The organism is Franzmannia pantelleriensis, from assembly GCF_900102875.1.
GTDB lineage: Bacteria > Pseudomonadota > Gammaproteobacteria > Pseudomonadales > Halomonadaceae > Franzmannia > Franzmannia pantelleriensis.
This window is the reverse complement of record NZ_FNGH01000006.1, coordinates 234,955-256,657: the sequence shown is the minus strand read 5'-3', so window position 1 is coordinate 256,657 and position 21,703 is coordinate 234,955. Positions and strand designations below refer to the sequence as shown.

The 21,703-nt window shown below is 64.8% G+C and carries 20 protein-coding genes; 7 read left to right on the top strand and 13 right to left on the bottom strand.

Going from position 1 to position 21,703, the window contains the following annotated elements; all coding sequences use genetic code 11:
- Positions 1–10 precede the first annotated feature (10 nt).
- From BLT16_RS09755 to BLT16_RS09745, 3 genes are all read left to right on the top strand, one after another.
- The gene (locus BLT16_RS09755; RefSeq protein WP_089658336.1) at positions 11–826 is read left to right on the top strand and encodes an IclR family transcriptional regulator; all 816 of its coding nucleotides are present in this window, start codon (positions 11–13) and stop codon (positions 824–826) included.
- 81 nt (positions 827–907) lie between these two features.
- Positions 908–1,462 (top strand): sigma-70 family RNA polymerase sigma factor, encoded by a 555-nt coding sequence (locus BLT16_RS09750; protein WP_176817202.1) that lies wholly within the window; start codon positions 908–910, stop codon positions 1,460–1,462.
- A complete protein-coding gene (locus tag BLT16_RS09745; protein WP_089658334.1) occupies positions 1,441–2,157 on the top strand; it encodes an anti-sigma factor in 717 nt (238 codons plus the stop codon). Before BLT16_RS09750 ends, BLT16_RS09745 begins: the two co-directional genes overlap by 22 nt.
- Before the next feature lie 9 nt (positions 2,158–2,166).
- On the opposite strand, the gene lhgO is transcribed toward BLT16_RS09745, so the two are convergent.
- Positions 2,167–3,363, bottom strand: coding sequence for an L-2-hydroxyglutarate oxidase (gene lhgO, locus BLT16_RS09740; protein WP_089658333.1), 1,197 nt, complete (start codon positions 3,361–3,363; stop codon positions 2,167–2,169).
- A 128-nt stretch (positions 3,364–3,491) separates the two neighbouring features.
- Here lhgO and csiR point away from each other — a divergent pair, with 128 nt between their 5' ends.
- Complete coding sequence (gene csiR / locus BLT16_RS09735; RefSeq protein ID WP_089658332.1) at positions 3,492–4,190, top strand: DNA-binding transcriptional regulator CsiR; 699 nt, start codon at positions 3,492–3,494, stop codon at positions 4,188–4,190.
- Positions 4,191–4,204: 14 nt separating this feature from the next.
- On the opposite strand, the gene BLT16_RS09730 is transcribed toward csiR, so the two are convergent.
- The 8 genes from BLT16_RS09730 to osmF form a co-directional block, all read right to left on the bottom strand.
- On the bottom strand, positions 4,205–6,028 hold the full coding sequence (locus tag BLT16_RS09730) for a protein kinase domain-containing protein (protein WP_089658331.1): 1,824 nt from the start codon (positions 6,026–6,028) through the stop codon (positions 4,205–4,207).
- Between the two features lie 11 nt (positions 6,029–6,039).
- Entirely contained in the window at positions 6,040–7,254 is a 1,215-nt protein-coding gene (locus tag BLT16_RS09725) for a 2-oxo acid dehydrogenase subunit E2 (RefSeq protein WP_089658330.1), read from the bottom strand.
- Between the two features lie 16 nt (positions 7,255–7,270).
- The gene (locus BLT16_RS09720) at positions 7,271–8,248 is read right to left on the bottom strand and encodes an alpha-ketoacid dehydrogenase subunit beta (RefSeq protein ID WP_089658329.1); all 978 of its coding nucleotides are present in this window, start codon (positions 8,246–8,248) and stop codon (positions 7,271–7,273) included.
- A 1-nt stretch (position 8,249) separates the two neighbouring features.
- Positions 8,250–9,452 (bottom strand): thiamine pyrophosphate-dependent dehydrogenase E1 component subunit alpha, encoded by a 1,203-nt coding sequence (locus tag BLT16_RS09715; RefSeq protein ID WP_089658328.1) that lies wholly within the window; start codon positions 9,450–9,452, stop codon positions 8,250–8,252.
- Positions 9,453–9,656: 204 nt separating this feature from the next.
- A complete protein-coding gene (locus BLT16_RS09710) occupies positions 9,657–10,370 on the bottom strand; it encodes an ABC transporter permease (RefSeq protein WP_143025058.1) in 714 nt (237 codons plus the stop codon).
- Positions 10,367–11,359, bottom strand: a complete 993-nt coding sequence (locus BLT16_RS09705; RefSeq protein WP_089658327.1) for an ABC transporter ATP-binding protein — start codon at positions 11,357–11,359, stop codon at positions 10,367–10,369. Before BLT16_RS09705 ends, BLT16_RS09710 begins: the two co-directional genes overlap by 4 nt.
- Complete coding sequence (locus BLT16_RS09700) at positions 11,352–12,554, bottom strand: ABC transporter permease (RefSeq protein WP_245701576.1); 1,203 nt, start codon at positions 12,552–12,554, stop codon at positions 11,352–11,354. Before BLT16_RS09700 ends, BLT16_RS09705 begins: the two co-directional genes overlap by 8 nt.
- 5 nt (positions 12,555–12,559) lie before the next feature.
- The gene (osmF, locus tag BLT16_RS09695) at positions 12,560–13,447 is read right to left on the bottom strand and encodes a glycine betaine ABC transporter substrate-binding protein OsmF (protein ID WP_245701574.1); all 888 of its coding nucleotides are present in this window, start codon (positions 13,445–13,447) and stop codon (positions 12,560–12,562) included.
- A 76-nt stretch (positions 13,448–13,523) separates the two neighbouring features.
- On the opposite strand from osmF, the gene BLT16_RS09690 reads away from it, so the two are divergent.
- On the top strand, positions 13,524–14,531 hold the full coding sequence (locus tag BLT16_RS09690) for a DUF1853 family protein (protein WP_089658325.1): 1,008 nt from the start codon (positions 13,524–13,526) through the stop codon (positions 14,529–14,531).
- A 51-nt stretch (positions 14,532–14,582) separates the two neighbouring features.
- Here the strand turns inward: BLT16_RS09690 and BLT16_RS09685 are convergent, their stop codons facing one another.
- The 3 genes from BLT16_RS09685 to BLT16_RS09675 all read right to left on the bottom strand — a co-directional run bounded on the left by BLT16_RS09685 (position 14,583) and on the right by BLT16_RS09675 (position 19,103).
- Complete coding sequence (locus BLT16_RS09685) at positions 14,583–15,851, bottom strand: M20 family metallo-hydrolase (RefSeq protein WP_089658324.1); 1,269 nt, start codon at positions 15,849–15,851, stop codon at positions 14,583–14,585.
- Positions 15,852–16,000: 149 nt separating this feature from the next.
- Positions 16,001–17,407: a cysteine--tRNA ligase gene (gene cysS, locus BLT16_RS09680; protein WP_089658323.1), complete on the bottom strand. Its 1,407-nt coding sequence runs from the start codon at positions 17,405–17,407 to the stop codon at positions 16,001–16,003.
- Position 17,408: 1 nt separating this feature from the next.
- Positions 17,409–19,103, bottom strand: a complete 1,695-nt coding sequence (locus BLT16_RS09675; protein ID WP_089658322.1) for a glutamine--tRNA ligase/YqeY domain fusion protein — start codon at positions 19,101–19,103, stop codon at positions 17,409–17,411.
- Between the two features lie 164 nt (positions 19,104–19,267).
- Here BLT16_RS09675 and BLT16_RS09670 point away from each other — a divergent pair, with 164 nt between their 5' ends.
- Together BLT16_RS09670 and BLT16_RS09665 are read left to right on the top strand one after the other, a co-directional pair.
- Positions 19,268–19,765 (top strand): peptidylprolyl isomerase, encoded by a 498-nt coding sequence (locus BLT16_RS09670; RefSeq protein ID WP_089658321.1) that lies wholly within the window; start codon positions 19,268–19,270, stop codon positions 19,763–19,765.
- Positions 19,766–19,833: 68 nt separating this feature from the next.
- Positions 19,834–20,586, top strand: coding sequence for a UDP-2,3-diacylglucosamine diphosphatase (locus tag BLT16_RS09665; protein ID WP_089658320.1), 753 nt, complete (start codon positions 19,834–19,836; stop codon positions 20,584–20,586).
- A 5-nt stretch (positions 20,587–20,591) separates the two neighbouring features.
- On the opposite strand, the gene BLT16_RS09660 is transcribed toward BLT16_RS09665, so the two are convergent.
- Complete coding sequence (locus BLT16_RS09660) at positions 20,592–21,632, bottom strand: CobW family GTP-binding protein (RefSeq protein ID WP_089658319.1); 1,041 nt, start codon at positions 21,630–21,632, stop codon at positions 20,592–20,594.
- Positions 21,633–21,703 lie beyond the last annotated feature (71 nt).

Below are 21,703 nucleotides of genomic sequence, written 5' to 3'. Positions count from 1 at the left end.
GGAACCCGCAATGCATAACCCCGCGAAATGGGAAGATGAATCGACAGCGCCACCCAAGGACCGTAATTTCGTCACCGCCCTCGCCCGCGGCCTGGAACTACTGCGCGCATTTGGTACAGGCGAGGAGTATCTTGGAAACGCTGAACTCTCCAGCCGCACCGGCATTCCCCGACCCACGGTCTCGCGCCTGACCTATACGCTGACCCAGCTCGGCTACCTGAAACACAACACACGACTGGAAAAGTACCGACTCGGTCCCGGCATTCTGGCGTTGGGCTACCGGTTTCTGGCCAACCAGGGCATTCGAGAGATTGCTCGGCCCCATATGCAGCAGCTGGCCGACACCACGGACTGTGCCATCGCGCTGGGCAGCGCGGACCGTCATGCCATGACGTATATCGAGGTCTGCCAGGGCAAGGGGCCTCTGGTCATGCGCCTCGAAGCCGGCTCTAGGATTCCCATCGCCACCACGGCCATTGGGCGCGCCTGGCTATGCGGACTTTCCCAGCCTCAGCGGGACAGCTTTCTGGAAGAACTTCGCCAGCAGTCTCCTGATCAATGGTCAGCGGTCTCCGCCACCATCGACAAGAGCCTCGAGGAGTATCAGCGCTACGGGTTCTGCCTCTCGGAAGGCGAATGGGAGCGCGACGTCAGCGCCGTAGCCATTCCCCTTGTGCTCGAAGACGGCGCCGAGATCATGGCGCTCAACTGCGGCGGTGCCTCGCTGCGCCTGAACCACGATATCCTGATCGACAACCTCGGCCCACGCCTTCGTGACGTCGCCGAGCGAATCCTGGCAGAGTTGCGACACGATCCGATGCGTTGACTCTATCAACCCCAAGGCACAATGGATTAAGGATACTGATCACCTGCTATGCTATCTGGCAGCACCGCCAAGGAAATCGGCATGTCTGAATTCTCTCAAGACCCTCTCGTGACCAGCCTCGCCGCCTGCGCGCAGGGTGACGGCAAGGCCCTGGAGCGACTCTACCGCCTCGCCAGTCCGCATCTGTACGCCCAGCTGCTGCGTATCGTAAGAAACGAGAGTGCCGCCCAGGACTGCTTGCAGCAGGTCTTTATCCGCGTTTGGCAGTCTGCCGGGCAGTACGACGCCAGTCGCGCCAAGCCGATGACCTGGCTGAGCACCCTGACCCGCAACATCGGCATCGACTGGCTGCGCCGCCAGCGCCCGCAGGAAGCCGACGGTCAGGCGCTGATCGACGAACTGGCCGGGCTCGATGATCCCGCCGCTGACGGCCAGCGCGATCAGGAGAGCGGGCAGTTGCATGAGTGCCTGGAGATTCTGCCATCGCAGCAGCGCAGGGTACTGGAGCTGGCATTCTTCCAAGGGTTGACGCATAGCGAACTGGCCACCGCCATTACCCAGCCGCTGGGCACCGTCAAAAGTTGGGTCCGCCGCGGCCTGGAGAGGTTGAAAGCATGTCTGACGACTGGGAATTAAGCGACCCCGATGAACGCCACCTGGCGGCCGGCGAGTATGCGCTGGGGACTCTCGATGCCGAGCAGAAAGCGCGCTTCGAGGCGCTGCTGGCGGTCAGCCACGATCTGCAGAACGATGTGGCCCTGTGGCAGGAACATCTGCAGCTGTTCAATGAGCAGCTCGACCCACACCTGCCGCCCGCCGAGGTCTGGCGACGCATTGCCAATGCCACCGGTGTCGCGCCTCGCCCCTGGTGGCAATCACTGGGCATATGGCGCACCGCCAGCGCCACCTTCGCCATTGCCGCACTGGCCCTGGGGCTGCTGTGGACCCAGAGTGAAGATGTTGTCCCCAGATTTGACGACGGCCAGGCAGTTTATGTGGTACTCGACGAGCAACGCACGCCGGGCTGGATCATCAGCGCCAGCGACGCCGGCGAGCTCTATGTTCAGGCGGTACAGCCCACTCAGGTCGGCGAGCAGCAGACCGGCGAGCTGTGGCTGATCGCCGACGAAACGCCGATCTCGCTGGGCCTGCTGCCCAACCAGGGGCGCCACACCCTGGCACCCAGCGAGGAACTGCGAGAGTTGCTGATGACCGCCGACCTGGCGGTTAGCGTCGAGCCGGAAGGCGGCGCACCAGAGGGCCAGCCGACCGGCCCCATCATCGACTCAGGACGCATGACCCCGGTGCGCGGCGGTACCTTCTCGTTCTGAAGCGTGCGCCTAGGCCTCTACCTGGGCACGCACCTTATCGACGATATGCGCGCCGATCGGCAGCGCCGAGGTAGCAGCCGGCGACGGCGCATTGCACACATTGACCGTGCGCCGCGTGTTGACGAACAGGAAGTCGTCGATCAACTTGCCCTCCCGCGACACCGCCTGGGCACGTACGCCCGAGGGATAGGGACCAAGATCGTCCAGGGTAAGGCTCGGGCAGTACTTACGCACTTCGTCCAGGTAGCCCTTGCGGTACAGCGAGTTCTTCATCTCGACCAGCCCGGGGCGCAGGTTCTTGCCCAGCACCTTGAGGATCCCGGGGTTGGAGAACATCTTGGCCATGTCGACCAGCGACATATCACGCTTGCGGTAGCCCTCGCGCTTGAGCGCCAGTACCGCGTTGGGGCCTACCGTGACGCTGCCATCGATCATCCGCGTCAGATGGACGCCAAGGAATGGCATGGAGGGGTCAGGGATGGGATAGATCAGGTGCTTGACGATGGCATTGTGCTGCGCGGGCAGTTGGTAGTACTCACCGCGAAACGGGCAGATGGTGAAGCCCGGGTCCTTGCCCAGCATACGCACCAGGCGGTCGGCCATCAGTCCCGAGCAGGACACCACATAGCGGCTGACGAATTCGCCCTGGCGCGTCTTGAGCACCACCTCGTGGGGACGCTCCTCGATGCCGGTCACCTCGGTGCCGAAGCGCAGCTCGCCGCCATGGCGATCGAATTCATTGGCCATGGCCCGGGCCACTTCGGCGTAGTCGACGATACCGCTGGACGGCACCAGTATGGCCCCCTCACCCACGATATTGGGTTCGCGCTCGCGCAGTTCGGCGGCGCTCAGCCAGTAGCGCTCCAGCCCGTTGGCCTCGGTGCGCTCCCACAGCGCCTGCATGCGCTGCATCTCCAGATCGTTGGTCGCCACCAGCAGCTTGCCGCAGGTGTCGTAGGCAATGTCATGCTCGTCGCAGAACGCCTTGGTAGCACGATTGCCGGCCAGGCAGAAACGCGCCTTCATGCTACCCGGCGCATAGTAGACGCCGGCATGGATGACGCCGCTGTTATGCCCGGTCTGATGGCGTGCCGGGCCATCTTCCTTGTCCAGCAGCAGCATGCGACGGCCGGGATAGAGGCGGTTAAGCTGCATGGCAGTGGAGAGCCCGAGGATCCCGCCACCGATAATGATGAAATCGTGCACGCGCGCCTCACACTAGGCTGAATGTTGACGTTACTGGATAATATCAGCTTACCAGTGATAATTTCGCCAGTTCAGCAGGGTTTGGGTATCATCAGAGCGCGGTATCACGACTCAAGCCAAGGAACGTCATGCCCTCGACCACGGACAGCCAACCACGCCAGAACCTCGCCATCAGCGCCTATCGCAGTCTCAAGCGCGATATCACCCGCGGCCAGTTCCGTCCCGGCGAAAAGCTGCTGATGAGCAAGCTCAAGGAGCGCTACGCCCTCGGCGTCGGGCCGCTGCGCGAGGCGTTGTCGCAGCTGGTGGCGGAGCGCCTGGTGGTGGCCATCAGCCAGCGCGGCTACCGCGTCGCGCCGATGTCGCTGGCCGAACTGCACGATCTCTACGATGCCCGCTCGCAGCTCGAGGCGATGCTGCTGCGCCTGGCCATTGAGCGCGGCGACGATGCCTGGGAGGCCAATATCCTGGCCAAGGCTCATACGCTGTCGCGAGTGATGGAGGTCAACGGACCGGAGGAAGTGCTCGACGTCTGGGACCACCGCCACAAGGCGTTTCACACCGCCATGGTCGCCGGCTGCAATTCCCCGCACCTGCTGCAGATGCGCGACAGCCTGTTCGACCAGGTCGAGCGCTATCGCCACCTGTGGCTATGCGAAACGGTGTTCTCGGAAAGTGCCCTGGAGGCCAAGCGACAGGAGCATGCCGCGCTGGTTGACGTGGTGCTTGCCCGCGATGCCGAGCGGGCCAGTGCGATGATGTGCGAGCACCTGATGACGCCGGTGCCGATCATCACCGACACCATGCGCCGTCAGGGCTTGCTGTGAGCGCTGATGAGGTGCTATCGATGCTGACACTGGGCACGCGGGTTGGGCGGGTAGTAGCGCTCGGGGAGGCGTTCGATGTGGGTAAAGAAACGCGTGTCCTTGTAGGGCATCTTCATATAACCCGATACGCCCAGCCCCTCGATCTGATCGATCGACGCAAGCATCGTCGCCAGCAACGCGGCGAAAGCGGGCTCCTGGTCGGGGTCGAGGAGCCGATAGTAGCTGTGAATCTTGAGATGGGTAGGCAGCGCCTCGAAAATGATCATGCCGGTGTGGCGAATGGCGTTTAGCGCCTCCAGCGCATTGATGATGGTCGCCGGCAGCGCCAGCAGCTCCTCCGGATCCGGCCCGTCCTCGAAGTAGGAGTGAACGCGGCTGTCGTCCTCTAGCTCGGGTACCGCACTGACTTCGTAGGGCAGCGTCATGCCCGGGGCGGCGTGAAACGGCTCACCGGGCCCGTCACGATCGATATGCAGGGTGTCGCGGGCATTGAACAGACAGCTCTTGAAGATGCCCTGGCGATAGACCGCCCGCGCCAACTGGACCATGGCGTTGACCGCGCTGACGAAGGCATCGCGGCGTGACGGATCGTGGAGGTTGAGCGAGGTGTCGATATAGATCCCATCACTCTCCCAGCGCACCGCCAGGCCGCCGACCACCGGGTAGCGCCCCAGTCGACTGACCGCTGCCAGGAAGGCCTTTTCGGTGTCGCCCATGCCCTGCATGAACTGCTTGTAGTAGCGGTCGAGCTGCACATCGTTGACCTCGGCGGGCGACGCCACAGCCCCCTCCTCGCGCAGGAACGCCTTGCGCGAACTGTAGACCACGGTGTCGATATCGCGGTCGGCGCGGCGGCTCCACACCGGCACCAGGGGCGCCGGCGGCGAGCCTGGCAGGTCGATCATCACATGCCGCGCCAAGCGTGGCATCTCGCGCAGGAAATAGTCGCCGGCACGGTAGCGCAGCGCCGGGTCGTCATCGAGCAGCGCCTCCAGCACGCGCGCGAACTCCCTCGGCAGCCCCAGCGAGGTCGGCGGCAGCGCCCGCCAGGCGAAGCGGCACGACTGGCCCGCCGCCAGCGCATACAGCGTGGCCGCCGCGCCCTGCTCATCGAAGCGCGGCGACGACAGTGCGCCGTTAAGCTGCTCCTCGCCGATGAAATAGACATCCCCCAGCCGCGCATTGGTCTGCTGCAGGTCATCCGCCATCAACGATGCAATGCCGCTGGTCAGAAACTGTCGCTGGGCATCGAGCTGAGCGAACACCGACGAGCCCCAGTCGATCAAGGCGATGCGCTCGCGCTCGGCGTCGAAGACCAGGTTCGAGGGCTTGATATCGCCGTGCACCACCACCCGCGACCCGCTGCGCAGCGCGCGCAGGATATCCGCCAACTGCGCGGCGATATGCACCACCAGTCGCGGGCTCAGCGGCCCCTCCTGCAGCGAGACCTCCTCGAGGTTGAGCCCCGGAGCACGCTCCATGACCAGGATCGACTGCTGGCGCACGCGTTGGAACGCCACCAGCCGCGGCACCTGGGGGTGGTCGACCTGCTCCAGCATGAAGGCCTCCTCCTCGAGGCGCGCCTGGAGCTGGGCCGGCAGCGTGATGCGGTTGAACTTGAACACCAGCCAGGCGCTCTCCAGCGCCCTGGAGCGGCCGGCGAACACGAAGCCGTAGGCGCCCTTGCCAATCAGCTCGATGTCGCGATAGCCGAGCTGCTCGAGCTGCGACCGACACAGCGCCACCCAATCCTTGAGCTTGCGCGCGTCGTCGTGGCTGAGCAGATAGATCGACTGCTCCTCGGGGATATAGAACTGCTGCAGCGGCGCCTCGCTCATCGCAGCCTGCCTCAGCCGAGATGCAACAGCATCGATTCCGGCGCTTCCAGATAGCCCTTCCACGCCAGGCAGAAGCGTGCCATGTCTCCGCCGTCGAGCACCCGGTGGTCGCCGGCCCAGGTGACGGTCATGATCGCCCGCGATACCACTTCACCGTCAGCATCGAAACGCGGCAGTCGCTGCACCCGCCCGATGGCGCCGATCGCCACCTGCGGCGCACTGATGATAGGGGTCGCATAGGTGCCGCCTAGCGCACCGATATTGGAGAGCGTAATGGTCGCCCCCTTGAGATCCTCACCCGTCACTCTTCCATCGCGGGCGAGCTCGGTCAGGCGTGCGATCTCGGCGGCCAGGCTCAGCAGGCTGTGCCCCTCGACGTGCTTCACCACCGGCACGATCAGCCCGCTGGGGCTATCCACGGCCATGCCGACATGGCAGTGCTCATGAAAATGCACCGCGTCGCTGTCCGGCTGGTAGCTGGCATTGACGCGGGGGTGTTCCGCCAGCGCCAGGCTCAGCGACTTCATGAACAGCGCCATTAGCGTCAAGCGCTGCCCCTGGGCCTCGGCCGAGACCTTGAGCCGCGCGTGAAGCGCCAGCAGGGCCGTGACGTCGATCTCCTCACCGTAGTGAAAATGTGGAATCGAGACCGCCTCGCGCATATGCCGGGCCATCGCCGCGCGCAGGCCGCTCTGGGTTTCGACGCGGGTCGCAGGCGCCTCGGTAACGTCGGATTCAATGCTCGACCGTGGCTGCTGCAGGGCGTACAGGTCCTCCTTGAGCACACGCCCCTCCTTGCCGGACCCCTCCACCTGGTCGAGCGCCACTCCCAGTTCCCGCGCCAAGCGTCTCACCGCAGGGCTCGCCGGGGTACGGGGCGTCGCCGGCAGCCGTTCGCCCGCCGGCGCCGTATCAGCCTCGAGGGGGCTATCCGCCGAACGCGCCTCCACCGCGGGGAGCGGGGAATCGACCTCAGCCGCATCGTCTCCTGCCGCGACCTGGTAGCTGAACAGCGACGAGTGCACCCTGGCACTCTCCCCTTCGGCGTAGTGCAGCGCCGTGACGCGGCCACTCTCCGGCGCAGTGATCTCGACCAGTGCCTTGTCGGTCATCACCTCGACCACCGGCTGATCTTCCTGGATCTCGTCGCCTTCGCTCACCAGCCACTTGACCACTTCACACTCGACGATGCCCTCACCGATATCGGGCAGTTTGAATTCGCTCATCACACGACTCCCATCCCTAGAAATTGACGCTGGCGCGGATCGCCTCGAGCACCTTCAGCGCATCGGGCAGATACTCCTTTTCCAGGGTCAGCGGAAACGGCGTATCCAGCCCGGTGACTCGGGCAATCGGCGACTCCAGGTACAGGAAACAGCGCTGCTGGATAGCGGCGGCGATCTCGGCGGCGAAACCGCCGGTAAGCGGCGCTTCGTGGCTGATCACCAGGCGTCCGGTCTTGAACACCGATTCGGCGATGCAGTCGCGATCCCAGGGCAGGATGCTGCGCAGATCGATCACCTCGCAGGAGATACCCTCGCGCTCGGCCATCTCGGCGGCCTCCTCGATGATTGGCATCTGCGCCCCCCATGCCACCAGGGTCAGGTCGCCGCCCTCCTTGACCACCTCGGCCTCGCCCAGCGGCAGCTGGTAATCGCCCTCGGGCACCTCGCCGCTGGACGCGCGATAGAGCCGCTTGGGCTCGAAGAACAGCACCGGGTTGGGGTCACGAATCGACGCCAGCAGCAGCCCCTTGGCCTGATGCGGGTTGCGCGGCACCACCACCTTGAGGCCTGGGGTATGCGCGAAGTAGGCCTCGGGCGACTGCGAATGGTAGTGACCACCCGAAATACCACCGCCGTAGGGGGTACGAATCGTCAGGCCGCCGACGTCGAACAGGCTGCCCGAGCGATAGCGGAATTTAGCACTCTCGTTGACGATCTGGTCGAAGGCCGGGTAGATGTAGTCGGCGAACTGGATCTCGGCGACCGCCTTGTGCCCCTGGGCGGCCAGGCCGTTGGCAAAGCCGACGATTCCCTGCTCAACCAGCGGCGTATTGAAGCAGCGCGCCTTGCCGTACTTCTCCTGCAGGTGGCTGGTGGCGCGAAACACCCCGCCGAAGCCCCCCACGTCCTCACCAAAACAGATCACCCGCGGGTCGCTGTCCATGGCCACGTCGAGGGCCTGGTTGATCGCCTGAAGCATATTCATATGCGCCATCTCACTGCCCTCCCGCTTTTGCCGCATCGCCGTCACTCAGGCCGACAGCGCCACGTGGGTAGTGGTCGGGATAGCGGCGTACGTGGGCCTCCAGTGCGGCCAGCTGCTCGGCCAGGGCCGGTGGCACCTGGTCGTAGACGTCGCTGACCAGGCTCGCCAAGGGCGGCGGGGGCTCGCGTTCGGCGCGCTTCATGCCGGCCAGTATCTCGCCGCGCAGCTGCTCCTCGCGCCGGCGCTCGTCGTCGTCATCCCACCACCCCTGATGCTCGAGCCAGAGGCGCATCCGCGCCAGCGGATCCTTCTCGCGCCAGGCCGCCTCCTCCTGCTGGCTGCGGTAACCGGCGGGATCATCCGACGAGGAGTGGGCGGCCAGACGATAGGTCATGGCCTCGATCAGTACCGGCTTGTTGTGTTCGACGGCGAGTCGGCGTGCCGCCAGGGTGGCCTGGTAGACCGCCAGAATGTCGTTACCGTCGACCCGTATCACGTGCATGCGGTAGCCAAAGGCGCGCGGCGCGATGCCGTCGGCGGCGAACTGCTCGGCCACCGGGGTCGAGATAGCGTAGCCATTGTTGCGGCACAGGAAGATCACCGGCACCTGATGCACCGAGGCCATGTTGAGGGCGGCATGGAAGTCCCCTTCCGAGGCCGCGCCTTCGCCGAAGAACGTGATGGTACAGCGCCCTTCAGCGTCCAGCTTCTGGCCATAGGCATAACCCACCGCCTGGGGAATCTGGGTCGCCAGCGGCGAGGAGATGGTCATGTAGTAGCGCTCGGCGGAGCCGTAGTGGATCGGCATCTGACGCCCCTTGCCATAGTCCAGGGCATTACCGAACAGCTGATTCATGAACTCGTCGATGGAGAAACCGCGGTAGGCCAGCGCCCCCTGCTCGCGGTACTGCGCCATGATCATGTCATCATCGCGCAGCGCCGCGGTAGCGCCGACCACGGTGGCCTCTTCGCCTGTGCACTGCAGGTAGAAACTCAGCCGCCCCTGGCGCTGAGCGGCCAGCATGCGCTCGTCCAGCACCCGGGTGAAGCGCATCGCGCGGTAGATGCGCAGCGCCTGGTCCTGGGTCAACGCTGGCGCTTCGGCGCCCGTATGCAGGGTGCCGTCCTGACGCAGCAGCGCAAAGGTAGGGATCTGCCATTCGTCGCCGGTCATGAACTGCGGGGCGTGAACGCTGGAGGTGTCGCGGGTCATGATCCTCTCCCTGGGGTAGTGGTCGGAGGAGCGTCGTCGCCTTGTGGGCGCGACCGTAGGGCGGTGCGATGAATGCCCCTGTTCTCAAGGTAGCCGCTTGGCGTCATCTCACCCATTCATGGATCAACGCTATCATCAGTTTACGTTAACGTCATCCAACCGTCCGAGCAAATGCTTCTTCACACGATGGATCCCGCTTATGCGCTACTGCAAACGCTCGAACAGGCTATCCACGCACAGCGCCAGCAGTGCGATCAATATCGCCCCTTGCAGGATAAACGCGGTGTTGCCGTTGACGATGCCGGCGATGATCGGATCGCCCAGGGTTCGCGCGCCGATGGTCGAGCCGATTGCCGCGGTGGCGATATTGATCGTCACCGAGGTGCGAATGCCGGCCAGGATCACCGGCCGTGCCAGCGGCAACTCCACCTGCCATAGGATCTGGCGCCCCGACATGCCCATGCCGTGCGCCGACTCCATTACCCCCGGTGAGATGCCCTGAATCCCGACCAGGGTGTTGCGCACGATAGGCAGCAGCCCGTAGAGCACGAGCGCGACGATGGTCGGCACGCTGCCGAAGCCGAGCACCGGCACCGCCAGCGCCAGCACGGCCACCGGCGGAAAGGTCTGGCCAATCGAGGCCAACTGGCTGACCAGCGGCAGGAAGTCACGCCCCCACGGCCGCGTGACCAGGATCGCCGCGCCCATCCCGAGCAGGATGGCACACAGTGAGGCCACCCCAACCACCAGCAGATGATTGGCCACCAGGCTAGCGAAGCTGTCGCGCTGATAGATCAGCGTGCGAGCATCCGGTGCGATCAGGCGAAACCCCTCCTCGAGCCGCGGCATCAACAGCATCAGGGTCACCAGCAGTAGCGCCCAGGCCAGCGGCGCACTCGAGCGTCGCAGCCAACTCATGCGCGGGTGTTCCGCTCGACAACGGCATCTTGCAGCGAGAGGCTGCCGACCACCTGCCCTTGCGTGTCGCTGACAAGCAGGCTGTCGACGCCGTGCCACAGCATCAGCGACAGCGCCTGACGCAGGCTGTCGTCGGCAGATACGCCCAAGGTATCTACCGCCGGGCCGCCGGCCTGGGCATCGGTCAGCGGGCGCATGCGCTCGGCGACGCGGGTCAGGGCGGCGTGTTTGAGGCCGCGATCACGGCCACCCAGCAGCGATTCGACGAAGGCGTTGGCCGGCGCCTGAAGCAGCGCCGCGGCGCTGCCCTGCTGGACGATGCGGCCGGTATCCATGACCACGAGGCGGTCGGCCAGCTTGAGTGCTTCGTCCATGTCATGGGTGACGAAGACGATGGTCTTGTGCAGTCGCGCCTGCAGCCGCAGCAGCTCATCCTGCAGGCTCTCGCGGGTAATCGGATCCAGTGCACCGAAGGGCTCGTCCATCAGCAGAATCTCGGGATCTGCCGCCAGGGCTCTCGCCACACCGACCCGCTGCGCCTGCCCACCGGAGAGCTGGTGGGGATACTTGCCGGCAAACTCATCTTCATCAAGTCCGAGCAATGCCAACAGCTCGCTGACCCGCGCGGCGATGCGTGCCGCCGGCCAGCGCAGCAGGCGCGGCACCAGGCCGATATTGCGCGCTACCGTCCAGTGGGGAAACAGCCCGGTACTCTGGATGGCATAGCCGATCCGGCGCCGCAGGCGCTGCTCGTCGACGTCGCGAATCTGCTGACCATCGATGCGAATCTGCCCGGAACTGTGTTCGATCAGGCGGTTGATCATGCGCAGGGTGGTCGACTTTCCGCAACCCGACGTGCCCACCAGTACGCATAGCTCACCGCGCGGAATCGCCAGCGAAATGGCATCCACCGCAGTGGCATCGCCAAAGCGCTTGGTGACCGCATCCAGCTCGATAAGCGCCGGCGCGGCTCCCGATTGATCAGGCATGGGCCGTCTCTCCTCGTCCCTGAGCACGTCGCAGCTGCTCGGCCAGCGCGCTGAATAAGCCATCCACCAGCAGCGCGATCAGGATGATCGGCAAGGCCCCCAGCAGCACCAGATCCATCGCCGCCTGGCCAAGCCCCTGGAAGATAAAGGTGCCAAGCCCGCCGGCACCGATCAGCGCCGCCACCGCCGCCAGGCCGATGGCCTGCACCGCAGTGATGCGAATCCCTTCCAGCATGACCGGAAGCGCCAGCGGTAAGCGCACCTGCCAGAACACCTGAGCAGGGCTCATGCCCATACCGCGTGCGGCGTCGGTCACGTCAGCGGCCACCTCATCGAGGGCCACAAAAGCGTTGCGGGTCATCGGCAGCAGGCTATAGGCCACCAGCGCGATCAGCGCCGGCGCCCAGCCGATGCCACGCACGCCCAGATCACCCAGCCAGGTAAACCGCACGGCCAGGTAAGCAAGCGGGGCCAGCAGCAGACCGAACAGCGCCAGGCTGGGAATCGTCTGCAGCACGCTCAGCACGCTGAACGTGCCACGCCGCAAGCCCGACCAGCGGCGCATCGCCAGCGCCAGGCCGGCCGCCAGCAGCAGGCTGATCCCCACCACCGCCGATACCAGCAGCAGGTGATAGCGCAGCGCGGCATGAAACGCCGCACGGCGTCCATGGTACTCACGCATCAGCGCCAGGCCATCGAGCCCGCCGCCCGTCAACGCCAGCAGCAACGACAGCCCCAGCCCCAGCAACAGCCCCCACCTCAATAGCGGAGACAGGGCCAGGCGATTGATCAACTCCAGCAGCATCAACAGCAGCAAGAACAGCAGCGCCCACAGGCCAGCCCCCAGGCCAATACGCGCCGAACTCATGCCAGGCTCGATCTGCGCAGCTGCGACGACCACCAGGGCCCAGGGCAACAGCGCCAGGCACAGGCCAACCAGCGTCAGAGCTGCCGACAGTGCGCGCCGCGTGGGCCGCCACGCCAACCAGGTCAGACCGGCAAGCACCATCAGTGCGCCAGTCAGCGCCATTGGGCCACCAAGGGCCCATAGCGTCAGGCCCTCACCGGGCATGATGCGATTGGGCTGCACACTGACTAGCGGCAAACCGACTATCGCGCCAGCGGCCAGGGCTGTCAGCACCAGCAGCACCGGATTGGGCGCCGCGGGGGGCAGCGCACAGGTATCAGACGTCACGTTGCTCAAAGGCCGTCGAGAAACTCGCTGGCGACCTGCCGCGGGTCGGCACCCTCGACCGCCACATCGCCGTTAAGGCGCTGTAGGGTTTCCAGGTCGAGAGCCTGAAACACCGGCGTCAGCAACGACTCGATCTCGGGATGAGCCTCGAGGACATCCTCGCGAATCAGCGGCGCCGGCTGATAGACCGGCTGCACACCCAAGGTGTCCTCGAGGACCCGGATATCCAGGGCATTGAGCCCGCCATCGGTGCCATAGGCCATGGCGGCATTGACACCGTTGGTCTGCAGCGCTGCGGCACGCAGCGTAGCGGCCGTATTGCCTCCCGACAGCACCACCAGCTGATCGGAACTGAGCTCGAAACCGTAGGCCTCCTGGAACGCCGGCAGCGCGGCCTCGGACTCGACGAACTCGGCGCTGGCGGCAAAGATGAATTCACCACCATCGGCCAGGTAGTCGGCCAGGTCCTCGAGGGTTTCGAGGCCGTGCTCACGGGCCAGTTCGCCGCGTACGCTCATCGCCCAGGTATTGTTGGCATCCGCCGGCGTCAGCCACACTAAGCCGTTGCGCTCCCGGTCCAGCGACTTGACCTCGGCATGGGCCGCTTCGGCGTCACGCCACAGGTCGCTGTCGGCCATGTCGAAGAAGAAAGCGCCGTTGCCGGTGTACTCGGGATAGAGGTCGATTTCGCCAGCGATGATGGCCTCGCGTACGATGCTGGTACCGCCCAATTGGGTACGATCCTCGACCTCGATGCCGCCCCGCTCCAAGCTGAGCAGGATCAGCTGGCCGAGCACGGCCCCTTCGGTGTCGATCTTCGACGACACCACCACGGGTTCGTGGGCCTGAGCACTGCTCAGGGTCAGCAAGCCGCCGGCCAGCACGGCACTCATCCACGTCAACGTCCTGTTCATCGCAACCGCTCCAGTGTCAAATGGGTATGGGGCTCAGTATAAGGAACGTAGCCGCATGTGTCAGACGGACGATCAACGCCGCATCGAGCGCTATATTCATCCGCTGGTTCGCGACCTGGCCTGGCTGATCGACGCGCCCGACCTGTTGGCGATGCCTTGGCCGGGGCGCCCGTCACGCGAGGAACTGGGTCTGGCCGGTAGCGCCCTGATCGACTATCTGGATGCCCAGCACCGCGCCCCCCAAGCACTGGAGCAGCGGATTGGCGACAGTGTTAACGGCCGCCTCGGCCACTACCATGAGCGTCTCTGGCAGCACCTGCTCGACACGGCCCCCGGCACCCGCCTGATCGCCCACAACTGCCGGATAGAGCGCGACAAGCGCACCCTGGGCGAGCTCGATCTGATTTATCAGCGGCGCGACGACGGCCGGCTGGTGCACCTGGAAGTGGCCATCAAGTTCTACCTTGGCCTCGCCAGCGGGCCGGGCGACGCCGACAGCCAGACACGCTGGATCGGGCCCGGCTGCGTCGACAGCCTGGCGGTCAAGCGTGAACACCTGCATTATCACCAGCTGCCGCTGCTCGACCGGATCAGCGACGCGGCAACCCTCACCCAACTGCTCGGTTCAACGACGCTGGCCGAAGACGCCCTCGCCCGCGGCATCGATCAGCGCCTGGCGATCCCCGGTGCACTGTTCTACCCGCTCATCGCTGCGCCGGCAGTCGATGCCGCCGCCCTCGTCGCCCCCCGCGAGGCCACCGCCGACCACCTGCGCGGCCGCTGGCTGCATTATCGTCAGTGGGCTGAATACAAGCGCTCGCTCGACGGCGACACTCGCGGCGCCTGGCTCAGCAAACCCCACTGGATGGCTCCGCCCCACGACGACCAACTGCTGCCGCTGGCCGCACTGGACCACCATATCCAACGCCACTTCGCGGACTACGCCTCACCGCTGCCGGTGATGCTGCAGACGCCATCAGGCTGGCAGCGGCTGTTCATCGTCGGCGACGATTGGCCGCGACGCATTCCGCTCCCGCCCTCTACGCCTCTGGCCACTCAGTAACCGATTTGGGCGTCCAACCACCCGCTGAGATACCGGCAGCGGTCGCCACCATCAGGCGACGGGCTGATCGGCGGACTCAGCGAGCGCCATGCAGAAGCTCGCCAGTACTGCAACCACCACGCTTAGGTCATCGGGTTCGATGGCCTCGTCGGGATGGTGGCTGACGCCTCGCGCGCAGCGCAGGAACAGCATGCCGATGTCGCACAGCGCCTGCATCGCCAGGCCATCGTGGCCGGCACCGCTGAACAGGGTGCGTGGCGCCACCCCGTTGGCCGCGACCGCCGCCTCGAGCTGGGCGACCAGGGCGGGGGCACACTGCACCGCGGCCTGTTCGTAGATCAGCTGGTGCTCGAGGCGCAGGTCCAGCGCAGCAAGCGCCGCCTCGATACGCGCCAGCAGCGTGTTGCGCGCCGCCAGCCGCGTGGCATCCTCGGGCGAGCGCAGCTCGACGGTGAGATCGGTACGCTGGGGAATCACGTTGACGCCGTTGGGTGAGTTGTCGATCTTGCCCACCACCCCAACCAGCTCATCGGTGGTCTTGCACAGCTCATCGACCAGCCCGATCACCCTGGCGGCCCCTACCAGCGCATCCTGGCGAAGGTGCATCGGCACCGTCCCGGCGTGCCCCGCCAGGCCATGGATGCTCAGCTTATGCCGCTCGATACCGGTGATGGCGCTGACCACGCCGATCGGCAGCCCCTCGGCCTCGAGCTGCGGGCCCTGTTCGATATGCACCTCGACGAAGCCCAACGCCGCGCCGGGGGGATAACGATCGTCGGCGATACGTTCGGGGTCGCAGCCAAAATCAAGCAGCGCCTGGCGCAGCGTCACCCCTGCATCGTCCTCGGCCCCGAGCATCACTGGATCGAAGCTGCCGGCCAGCACCTTGGAGCCCAGCAGCGTCGAACTGAAACGCGTGCCCTCCTCGTCGCTGAAGGCCACCACATCGAGGTGAAAAGGCAGTGCGATGGCGTGGTCATTCAGGTAGTGGACCAGCGCCAGCGGCAGCAGCACGCCCATGATGCCGTCGTACTTGCCGCCATGCGGCACGGTGTCCTGGTGCGAGCCCATAATCAAGGTGCGCGCATCGGGATCGGCACTGGCATAGCGCCCGATCAGATTGGCGCCATTATCCACGCGCACCGTCATGCCTGCGTCGCGCATCCAGCCACCAAGCAGATCCAGCGCCGCGCGATGCTCGCGAGTCGCGCACAGCCGGGTCACGCCCTCGCTCTCGGGATCCTCGGTTTCGCTAACCCTGGCAATCTGCTCCAACCACTGCCAGGCCAGCGCACCGGCTTGTTCGTAGGTAACCCCCATGGTCTCGCCCTTGGTGTGCCGGCAACGCGATGCCAGTCTATTTATCATGATAAATAGACTAGTAAAGGTGACGAACCACTGTCAAACCCCACCATAACGACGACGCCCGGCATCTGCCGGGCGCCGAAACGGGATGAAGGCAGAACATGCTAGTCGTCGACGCTGGTCAGTACCCAGGTGGTGCCCTCGCGGGAGTCCTTGAGCTCGATCCCCAGGGCGGCCAACTCGTCGCGGATGGCATCGGCCCGGGCGAAATCCTTGGCCTGCTTAGCCGCGGCACGCTCGGCGATACGTGCGTCGATATCGGCGGCCGGCAGCGGCAGCGCAGTGTCACCGCCCTTGAGGAAGGTCGCCGGATCCTGCTGCAGCAGGCCGAGCACGCCGGCCAAGCGCTTGAGGCCAACGGCTAGGCGCGGTGCCGACGCAGGTGCCTCCTTCTTGGCCCGATTCAGCTCGCGGGTCAGATCGAACAGAGCCGACAGCGCCACCGGGGTATTGAAGTCATCGTCCATGGCGGCGTTGAAAGCGCGCTCTGCCTGAACCACCGGCGCGCTATCCGCCTCGTCGACACCCACCAGGTCCAGACCATCGAGGGCCGTATAAAAACGCTCCAGCGACTTGCGCGCCTCGGACAGCGAATCCAGTGCATAGTTGATCGGGCTGCGGTAGTGGCTGGCCACCAGCAGGTAGCGCACCACTTCGGGATCGTGATGTTCGAGCACGTCGCGGATGGTGAAGAAATTGCCCAGCGACTTGGACATCTTCTCCTGATTCACCCGCACCGCCCCGGCATGCATCCAGGTGTTGACGTAGGGCTTGCCGGTCGCCGCCTCCGACTGAGCAATCTCATTCTCATGATGCGGAAAGGTTAGATCCGGCCCGCCACCGTGAATGTCGAAGGTCTCACCCAAACAGCAGGTCGACATCGCCGAGCACTCGATATGCCAGCCGGGGCGCCCCTCGCCCCACGGCGATGGCCAACTTTCCTCGCCGGCCTTGGCAGCCTTCCAGAGCACGAAATCAAGCGGGTCTTCCTTGTGCGCCTCGACCTCGACCCGCGCCCCGGAACGCATCTCGTCCAGATCACGATTATTGAGCTTGCCGTAGCCCTCGAACTTGCGCACCCGATAGTAGACGTCGCCGTTGTCCGCGGCATAGGCGTAGCCCTTGCCGATCAGCGTCTCGATCATGCTGACGATCTCGTCAATATGGTCGGTAGCGCGGGGCTCCGCGTCCGGCCGCGCGACGAACAGCCGCGCCTCGTCCTCGTGCATGGCGGCGATCATGCGCTCGGTCAGCGCGCTGATGCGCTCATCGTTCTCGTCGGCACGCTTGAGAATCTTGTCGTCGATATCGGTGATGTTGCGCACATAGGTGACATCGTAGCCGCGGGCGCGCAGGTAGCGGGTGATCACATCGAAGGCCACCATCACCCGGGCATGGCCCAGGTGGCAGTAGTCATAGACGGTCATGCCGCACACATACATCCGCACACGGCCCGGCTCGATGGGGGTAAAGGGTTCCTTGCGCCGCGTCAGCGTGTTGTAGATCTGCATATCAGCCCTTTTTCTGGCCATCGTTCTTCTGGATTTTGGCCCAGCCATCCTTGAGCCCCACGGTGCGGTTGAACACGCGCTTGCCATCGACGCAGGCATGGCGGTCGGCACAAAAATAGCCGACACGCTCGAACTGGAAACGGCTCTCGGGCGCGACCTCAGCCAGGCTCGGCTCGCCGATGGCCTGGCATACCTGCAGCGACTCGGGGTTGAGGTGCTCGAGGAAGTCGGCGTCCTTATCCTTGTCCGGCTGCTCGACCTGGAACAGGTTATCGTATAGGCGCACCTCCATGGGCACCCCGTGGTCGGCGCTGACCCAATGGATCACGCCTTTGACCTTGCGGCCCTCAGGGTTCTTGCCCAGGGTGTCGAAGTCCACCGAACAGTGCAGCGCCGTGACGTCACCGGCGGCGTCTTTCACCACCTCGTCGCAGCGGATCACATAGCTGTTGCGTAGGCGCACTTCCTTGCCCGGCGCTAGACGGAAGAACTTCTTGGGCGGCTCCTCCATGAAATCGTCGTGGTCGATGTAGATTTCACGGCTGAACGGCACCTTGCGTACGCCCAGGTCGTCGCGGGCCGGATGGCCGGGCACGTCATAGACCTCTTCATGCCCCTCCGGCACGTTGGTCAGCACCACCTTGAGCGGCTTGAGCACGCACATGGCACGCGGGGCATTGTCCTCGAGGTCGGAGCGAATGGCGTGGGTCAGCATGGCGATCTCCACCAGGCCGCCGTCGGCGCGGGTCACGCCGATCATCTCGCAAAACTTGCGGATCGAGGCCGGGGTATAGCCGCGCCGGCGCATGCCGGAGATGGTCGGCATACGCGGATCGTCCCAACCGTCGACAATCTGCTCGTCGACCAGCAGCTTGAGCTTACGCTTTGAGGTCAGGGTGTAGTTGAGATTGAGCCGCGCAAACTCGATCTGACGCGGCACGCAGGGCACCGGCAGATTGGCCAGAAACCACTCATAGAGCGGCCGATGATCCTCGAACTCCAGGGTGCAGATCGAGTGGGTTACCCCTTCAAGCGCGTCCGACTGCCCGTGAGTGAAGTCGTAGGAGGGGTAGATCTTCCACTTGTCGCCGGTCTGGTGGTGATGAGCATGGCGAATGCGATAGAGGATCGGATCACGCAGGTTGATGTTGGGCGCGGCCATGTCGATCTTGGCGCGCAAAACCTTGGTCCCCTCATCGAACTCGCCGGCGCGCATGCGCTCCAGCAGGTCAAGGTTTTCGTCGGCGGAACGCTCGCGATACGGGCTCGGCTTGCCGGGTTCAGTAAGCGTGCCGCGGTACTCGCGGATCTCATCCGGCGAGAGATCGTCGACATACGCCTTGCCCTCGCGAATCAGATGCTGCGCCCAGGCGTAGAGCTGGTCGAAGTAGTCCGAGGCGAACCGCACCTCACCGGCCCATTGAAAGCCCAACCATTCGACGTCGGCCTTGATCGCATCGATGAAGGCCTGCTCCTCCTTGGCCGGGTTGGTGTCGTCGAAGCGTAGATGGCAGTCACCACCGAACTGCTCGGCGAGTCCGAAATTCAGACAGATCGACTTGGCATGCCCGATGTGCAGAAAGCCGTTGGGCTCCGGCGGAAAACGGGTGACGACCTTGTCGGCACGACCGCCTTCGATCTCGTCGCGAATCTGGTTACGAATGAAATTCGGCGCGCTGGTGGTATCGGTGGTCATGGTGTGAGAGCAAACCTCTGGTTGGCGCGGTGGCGACCGCCTCGGCCCAAGGTAGGTAACATCCCTGCCCTTGCGACTTCGCGTGTCGATACAAAACGGCTATTATAGCGTGACGCAGACGCGCTACGCCAAGGCGCCCCCTTACAGACCCTCAGGAATTTCACATGATCGTTCTGCAGACCAATTTCGGTGACATCGTCGTTCGCCTCGAACATGACAAGGCTCCCAAGACCGCTGCCAACTTCGAACAGTACGTCACCGACGGCCACTATGACGGCACCCTGTTCCATCGCGTCATCAATGGCTTCATGGTTCAGGGGGGCGGATTCGATACCGACTTCAACCAGAAGCCGACTCGCGACCCGATCGAGAACGAGGCCGACAACGGCTTGAAGAACCTCACCGGCACCCTGGCCATGGCGCGCACCCAGGACCCGCACTCCGCCTCGGCGCAGTTCTTCATCAACGTCGCCGACAACGACTTCCTCAACCACACCGGCAAGTCGATCCAGGGCTGGGGCTACTGCGTGTTTGGCGAAGTCGTCGAAGGCATGTCGGTGGTCGAGCGCATCAAGGACGTACCGACGACCCGCCGCGGCATGCACGCCGACGTGCCCGCCGAGGACGTGGTCATTCAGCGCGCCTATCTCAAGGACGCCTGAGCCCGATGCCAGATCGAAACGCCCGCCATCGCGCGGGCGTTTTATTTCGCCTAACGCGGACCCATGCCATGACGACCCTGCTGATAGCTGACCTGCACCTTCACCCCAGCGCCCCCGAGGTCACCGAGGGCTTTCTTGCCTACCTGGCCAATCGCGCCAGCCAGGCTGACGCCCTGTACATTCTCGGCGACCTGTTCGAGGCGTGGATAGGTGACGACATCCTCGACAGCCCCGAACTCGATCCGCTGGCCACCCGCGTTGCCGAGGCACTCAAGACCCTTAGCGACGGCGGCACTCGGCTGTTTCTGATGCATGGCAATCGTGACTTCCTGCTCGGCAAGCGCTTCGCCGACGCCTGCGGCGCCACCCTGCTGCCCGACCCCTACCGCATCGAGCTCGGCGGCAAGCCGGTGCTATTGATGCACGGCGACAGTCTGTGCACCCGCGATGACGCCTATATGGCCTTTCGTGCCCAGGCCCGCGACCCGCAGTGGCAGGCCCAGGTACTGGCAATGCCGCTGGAGGCACGCGTCGAGCTGGCCAAGCGCCTGCGTGAACAATCCGGCGAGGCCAACTCCAACAAAGCCGAGGACATCATGGACGTTACCCCGGAAGAGGTCGACAAGGCACTGATCGAGCACGATGTCGCCACCCTGATCCACGGTCATACCCATCGCCCCGGCGTGCACGTACTCGAGGTCAACGGCCAGCCGGCACGCCGCCTGGTACTCGGCGACTGGCAGCCACAGCGCGGCTGGGAGATCCGCATCGAGGCCGAGCGTCCGCCGCAGCTACTGGAGTTCGCCCTGAGCAATAGCTGAACCGCTCAGGCCTGCGTCTCGGCGGTCAGCTGGCAGGCAGCCAGCCGTGCCTCCAGGGCCTGGGGGTCCGGCAACGTACCAGCTTCGCCGATCAGTTCCAGCCGCGAATCACGCCGCCAGGCAGTCGGCGACAGCTCACTGCGGCCGTTGCTGCGATTGAACAGCCACCAGCCAGCATCGGTGTGCCATACCGCCTTGACGCGTAAATCACGATCCAGACCGTCCAGCAGCTGCGTCAAAGCGTCCAGCGAGAACGTATCAGCGACGTGCCAGCGCCAACCCAGGCTGGCATGCCCCAGCGACTCACCCGTCTCGAGGCACGGCCGCCCCGGCGCCGGTTCACGGTAGGCGTACTCATCCAAGGTTACCGTCGGCGGCGGCTGGTGATGCGTCGATACCGCTGTGCCAGCCTGACTGAGTGAGGTCGCGGGGGCCCCCAGCAGCAGCGACGGCGACAGCCGGCCGTGGGGTGCCTCATCCACCCAGCGCTTGGGTGGCCACATCGCATCCACGTAGCGATACGCCTCACACCGCTGAGCCGCCGTGCTTAGATCGGTCATGGTCAGCGCCACTGCGTCGGCCATCAGCAATTGATCGCGAAACGTCTCGTGCTCCCGGGCCCTGGGGTCATCCAGGCGCCGTGGGTCGAGCAGTGTGACGATCTCACGCACGTCCAGCACCGACTCGAAGGCCTCACCGCGCAGCATATCCAGCAACCCGGCGGGATGTCCCAAGCCCGACGGCTCGACGATCAGGCGATCCGGTCGCTCACGGCGAATCAGATTGACCAGCGCGGCCTGCAGCACGAACGCCAACTGACAGCACAGGCAGCCACCCGGCAGCCCCTTGACCACGACGTCATCACGGCTCTCGAACATCGCCTGATCGATACCCACCTGGCCGAACTCATTGATCACGATCGCCCAGCGCTCGCCGGCGGGCTTATGCGCCACCAGATGGCGAATCAGGCTGCTCTTGCCGCTGCCCAGAAAACCGGTGATCACGTGGACCGGTATCGGCTGCTTGTTGTCATCGCTGTGCTGCATGGCCACCTCGAGTCGCAGACCCTCAATCGTTACCTTATAACATATTTCGGGCAAAAAAACGCGCGGCCCAA